Origin of the sequence: Caballeronia sp. LZ033 (genome assembly GCF_031451265.1) — a bacterium.
Classification (GTDB): domain Bacteria; phylum Pseudomonadota; class Gammaproteobacteria; order Burkholderiales; family Burkholderiaceae; genus Caballeronia.
The window spans coordinates 1-850 of sequence record NZ_JARUXQ010000037.1 but is presented as its reverse complement, the minus strand read 5'-3'; the positions used below and the strand labels follow the sequence as shown (position 1 = coordinate 850).

The window sequence follows — 850 nt, the reverse complement described above, 5'->3', positions numbered from 1 at the left end:
GCGCACACGCTGTACGAGAAGACGCGTCCGGATTTGCTGACGGGCCCGGGCGGCGTGCTGGACCTGCGCGAGGCGACCTACGAACAGCTCACGGAGCGGGCAGTGCGGGTGCGCGGCAGCCGCTTCATTCCGGCCGAAGACTACACGGTGAAGCTCGAAGGCGCGGGCGTGGTAGGCATGCGCACGATCTTCATCGGCGGGATCCGCGATCCGATCCTGGTCGAGCAGATCGACACCTTCCTCGAAGGCATCAAGCAGCAGGCGCACGAGACGTATCCGGAGTTGCGCTCGGGCGAGGCGACGCTGAACTTCCACGTGTACGGCAAGAACGGCGTGATGGGCAGCTTCGAGCCGCAGACACAAGCGGTGCCGCACGAGATCGGCTTGCTGGGTGAAGTGACGGCGGCGAACCAGGAACTGGCGAATGCGATTTGCAGCAGCGTGCGTATCGATGTGCTGCACACGCCGTATCCGGGGCAGGTGGCGACGGCCGGTAACTTCGCGATTCCGCTGAACCCGCCGGAGAACCCGATTGGTCCGGTGTGCAAGTTCACGGTGTATCACGTGATGAAGATCGACTCGGCGGAGTCGCTGTTTCCGGTTGAGATCGTGGAGGTGGGCGCATGAACACGGTGCAGACACAAAACAAGACGCTGCGCGAACTGGCGAAGGTGGTGCGCAGCAAGAACTCGGGTCCGTTCGAGATCACGTTCGACGTGATCTTCGACGAACCAACGCTATACGAACGCGTGAAGGCGAGCGGAGTGCTGACCGAGGCGCTGATCTGCAAGCTGTACAACGTGAAGAAGGAAGACATCGTGACCTTGATGTTCTTCGACCCGGCGCGCGC

General features: G+C 62.5%; 1 protein-coding gene and 1 pseudogene. Both read left to right on the top strand.

Features of this window, described 5'->3' with window-relative positions:
- Positions 1–627, top strand: a pseudogene (locus QCE62_RS35075) (3-methylaspartate ammonia-lyase); the annotation flags it as partial.
- Positions 624–850, top strand: a 227-nt coding sequence (locus QCE62_RS35070) for a DUF4387 domain-containing protein (protein ID WP_309928012.1), incomplete at its 3' end; no start/stop codon positions are given. The pseudogene QCE62_RS35075 and the gene QCE62_RS35070, both read left to right, overlap by 4 nt.